A 4,524-nucleotide genomic window follows, 5' to 3' on the forward strand; every position below is an offset into this window, starting at 1 on the left:
GGGTTTCCCCCGCCCAGGAGAAGGTACTGCTGGCCCGCCTGGAGGCGGCCCGCCAGCTCTACAACGCCTGCCTGGGGGAAGCCGTGAAACGGGTGAAGCTCATCCAGCAGTCCAGGCTGTGGCAGAAAGCCTGGAAAGTAGGGGACAAAGACCAAAGAAACGCGCTCATCCGGGAAGCTTGCTCCAAACACGGTTTTACGGATGCCGCGTTGCAACACTATGCTGTAGAAATACGGCGTTCCTGCTGGATAAGAGACCACCTAGACGTCCACGTCGCCCAGAAGCTGGACACCAGGGCATACCGGGCCGCTCAAAGGGTGCTCTTCAGACAGGCCCGCAAGGTGCGCTTTAAGGGCAAAAACCAGATGGACACCGTGGAGGGCAAGAGCAACGAAGCGGGCATCCGGTGGCGGGATGGCTGTGTGGTCTGGAAGGGTCTTATCCTGCCGGCCGTCATCGACCCGGAAGATCCGGTAGTCCGTCATGCCCTCTCCTGTCGGGTCAAGTACGCCCGCCTGGTGAGGCGCAAGGTAAACGGACGCAACCGCTTTTACGCCCAACTCGTCTGCGAGGGCGTGCCCTACCAAAAACCTAAAAACATCCTGGGAGAGGGCACCGTCGGCATCGATGCCGGTCCGTCCACCATTGCCCGTGTCAACGATACGGAGGCACGCCTCGACCGCTTCTGCGAGGAACTGGCGGAGAAAGAAGCGGAGATACGCAGGCTCCAGCGCAAGCTCGACCGCTCCCGCAGGGCCAACAACCCCGAGAACTACAACCCCGACGGGACGGTAAAGAAAGGGCCGAAACAGTGGAAGAAGACCAAGACATACCTCAAGACCCAGGCCCGACTCGCGGAGATATGGCGCAAATTGAGCGCCCACCGCAGGAGCCTCATCGGCAGGATGGTCAACGAGACCCTGCGCATGGGCAACGTGTTCAAGTTCGAAAAGCTCTCCTGCCGCGCCCTCCAGAGGCTGTTCGGCAGATCCGTCAACACCCGGGCGCCGGGGATGTTCTTCCGGGAGCTTGCCCGCAAGGCTGAGAGTGCTGGCGGGAAGGTCCTGGAGTTCCCCACCCGGGTTAAAGTCAAAGGTCGAGACACTCACGTCGGCCTCTCCAGCTTCTGCATCTGTGGGGAGCGCAGAAAGAAGTCCTTGTCTGAGCGCTGGCACATATGCTCCTGCGGGGTGAGGTGCCAGCGGGACCTTTACAGCGCCTACCTGGCGCGTTTCGTGGAACAGATTGGACAGAACGATTTCGAGCTCGACGCGGGCTCTGCCGCGAGGCAGTGGCCGGGTCAGGAGCCTGTCCTGCAAGCGGCGTCGGGCCGTATTCCCAACCCCCGAGTGTTGGGTGAGGTTGCCCAACAGCCCCGCAAGGGGACGGAGGGGGTCGCTGCGGAAGAGGGGTAAGCCTTGTGCCGAGGCCCGGGATGCTGTAGCGCCGTCTCCTGGCGGTGGCGAGAGCCCGGGAGAGGTCGCGGTGGTTCCCCTCAGAACCCCCCAGCTTTAGCTGTGGGGAGGCTCAGCCGTCTGCCCCGGCTCTCTTGCCGGGGCTTTGCTTTTTTTGAAACCAGAATTCTTGGAGTTCCTGGAGGTGGCTTTCCTTGGTGAGCGAAGTTCCCGTCAATCTTCTCAAGCCCCACCCAAAGAACGCGGAACTGTTCCCCGAGAAGCTTCCCGATGAGTTGTGGCAAAAGCTCGTCGAAGACATCCGGGAGAACGGCATCCTCAACCCCCTCATTGTTGCGCCGGACTACACGGTGCTCGCGGGACACCTTCGCCTGGAGGCGGCGAAGGAGGCCGGCCTTACCCGCGTCCCCGTGGTCATCAGGGACATCGACCCGGAGAGCGAGGAAGCGGTCTCCCTGCTGATCCGCGACAACCTGCTGAGGAGGCAGCTCTCGGACATGCAGGTGGCGCGGCTGATCCGGAAGCTCAAGGAGCTGCGCGGCGTGAGGCGCGGCGGCGACAGGCGTTCGGACGAAGCAAAATCAAACGGCAAAGTTTGCCGTTTGATCGAGGCAGAATCAAAGTCTCAATTTGAGACTTTGAAAATTGCACAGATGCTTGGCATGTCAAAAGCAACGTTGCACCGTCTCGACAAGCTGAACGACCTCATCCCTGACCTCCAGGCGCTGCTGGAGTTAGGCAAGTGGGATGCTACTTCGGTTGCTGCGATTGTCGCTTCACTACCGCCTGATGAGCAGGAAAAGCTGCTTTCCTATTTGGGTGAGTCCGGCATCTGCAACCTCTCCGTGAAGCAGGCCCAGGAACTCAAAAAGGAGCTTGAAGCCGAGCGAAAGAAGAAAGAAGATCTCCTCCGCCTGGTCTCTTCCCTGGAAGAAGAGAAGAACCGGATATTACAGGAGGCACAGCAAAAGGAGAAGAGGACCAGGGAGACCGAGCTGAAGCTCAAGGAGCTCGAAAAGCAATTGGCCTTCTTGCGGGAAAGGCTGCAACAGGCCCAGAACAACGTGGTGACCAAAGTGGTGGAGAAGGTCGTCTACAGAACCGACCCGGAGCTTGAGAAAAAACTTGCCGAGCAGGAGCAGAAGCTCAAGGCCCGCGAGGAAGAGCTGAAAGCGCTTAAAGAGAAGCTGGAGAGAGCAAAGCTTAAGCGGGCAGAGCTAGAGAAACAGGTAGAAGATCTCGGGAACGCCCTAGCTGCCCGGAGCGAGGCCAAGCTCCCCATAAGCGACCTCAACAGGTTCCGCATAGCGGTGAGGGAGGCGGCCCGGACGATCGGCGAGCGCCTTGCCGACGTGAGGGTCTGCTTCGCGCCCTCGATCCAGAACCACAGAGAGGCGCTCGACCTGCTGGAGAAGCTCGTCGCCCACCTGGAGGGAGAACTCGGAGAACTGAAGGAGCTGTTGGGCAGAGCCCGCAGGACGGGGAAGGTGATCGACCTTGGAACTCACAAAGCTCATTAGCAAGCACACCACCAGAAAGCTCGTGATGCGGTCGGTCGAAGACGCTTCGGCCGCGGCGGAGATCTTCATCGCCGAGACCTACGCCAGGCTGTACTTCAACCAGATCCTCCCGGCGAAGGAGTTCCCGGGCCTCATGTCGAGCCACCAGTTCCTCGCCTGGGTCAACGACCACAGGCAGAGCGGCCGCCCGGGCCTCCTGCAGCTCTACATCAAAAACTTCCCGCAGCACTTCTCCCCTTCCGGCCGGTGGTACGCCATCTACCTGCCGGTGGCGCTTTCCTTCGCAAGGGAAAAGCTTTCAGACAAAAACTACGTCCGGTCGGCCAGGACGCGGGCGCTGGCGAAGAAGAGCTTCGAGAGCGAGGAGTGGGTGAGGGCGGCGGCAGGCGTCTTCGGGGTCAAGATGCTGGAGTTCCTGGCGGCCCGCAGGGCTCTGAGGACGGACGCCGCCCGCGCAATAGTGGAAGCCAACTGCCAGTTCCGCTTTTTGGTCAAGGAGTTCGCCGCCGTAGTAGGCCGCGTCGGGAAAAGCGGCGATCCGGAATACCTGGCGCGGGTCAAGGAGATGTTTGACGCTGTGCCGGTGCAGGTGTTCACGAAGGTCCTGCGGAAGATCGAGGCGCAGAGCGGTATAGAGTACCGGCAGTACTTAAAAGTCAAGCCGCGCATGCTGCGGCTTTTAGGAAAAACGGGGGAGCGTGAGGGGGCTGTAATCCCCCTTAATTCATTGAGGGGATACACGGACCCCCTCGCCCTAATACTTGCGTTTCTTCTCCTTGTGTGATACCATGAAGGTATGGAGAAGAAGGCTTGGAAGTCCACGGGAACAGCGGTCTACAACATCAATTACCACTTTGTATGGTCAACCAAGTATCGTCGCAAGGTACTTCTTCCGCCAGTCGATGCTTCCCTTAAGGAGGCTGTTGCCGCTCTTTGTAGGGAACACGGTTACGAACTTCTAGCTCTGGAAGTAATGCCGGATCATGTGCATGTTTTTCTTTCCGCTCCTCCCAAAGTTGCACCTGCAGTAATAGCCAAGGTGCTGAAAGGTTCCACTGCCCGGATACTTTTTAAGAAGCACCCGGAACTCAAAAGGGAACTCTGGGGCGGCCACTTATGGAACCCAAGCTATTATGTGGGTACGGCGGGGCAAGTCTCAAGCGAAGTCATTAAACGGTATATCGAGGCTCAAAAGACAACAGAGGAAGGAGGTGAATAAGTGCCCCTGATTACGGTCAAGGCTCAGATCCATGCAGATCCCCAAACGGAAGCGGTCCTTAAAGACGCCATGTTCTGTGCCACCAAGGTCTACAACGGTCTTCTCTGGCACCTGCGGAAGGAGTACGAGGAGACCGGGAAGGTAGACGTTTCCCGCAAAAACCTCAACCGCATCTTGAAAGGGCTTCCCCGGGCGAAGGGCTACTACTCGATGTCCGTACAGCTCACGCGGGACGAAGTGCGGGAGGCGCACAGGTCCTTCTTCGCCCTCAAGAAAAAGGGTCTCACGCGGCACAGCGCCCCCGGATTTCGTAAGGTCAAAGCTACCTCTCCCCGCTCAAGTACGTCCAGAGCGGCTTCAAGGTGGAAGG

The 4,524-nt window shown here is 59.2% G+C and carries 4 protein-coding genes and 1 pseudogene; all 5 read left to right on the plus strand.

Annotation, left to right across the window (positions count from 1 at the left end):
• Positions 1-1,415, plus strand: a 1,415-nt coding sequence (locus tag DXX99_RS11595) for a transposase (RefSeq protein ID WP_115793486.1), incomplete at its 5' end; no start/stop codon positions are given.
• A 197-nt stretch (positions 1,416-1,612) separates the two neighbouring features.
• Complete coding sequence (locus tag DXX99_RS10825) at positions 1,613-2,935, plus strand: ParB/RepB/Spo0J family partition protein (protein ID WP_165847842.1); 1,323 nt, start codon at positions 1,613-1,615, stop codon at positions 2,933-2,935.
• Positions 2,936-2,960: 25 nt separating this feature from the next.
• Positions 2,961-3,719, plus strand: coding sequence for a hypothetical protein (locus DXX99_RS10830; RefSeq protein WP_134643014.1), 759 nt, complete (start codon positions 2,961-2,963; stop codon positions 3,717-3,719).
• Positions 3,720-3,731: 12 nt separating this feature from the next.
• Entirely contained in the window at positions 3,732-4,154 is a 423-nt protein-coding gene (gene tnpA / locus DXX99_RS10835; RefSeq protein ID WP_115793489.1) for an IS200/IS605 family transposase, read from the plus strand.
• Positions 4,155-4,524 (plus strand): annotated as a pseudogene (locus tag DXX99_RS10840) (RNA-guided endonuclease InsQ/TnpB family protein); the annotation flags it as partial.

This window comes from Ammonifex thiophilus (assembly GCF_003368535.1).
Taxonomy (GTDB): Bacteria; Bacillota; Desulfotomaculia; order Desulfotomaculales; family Ammonificaceae; genus Ammonifex; species Ammonifex thiophilus.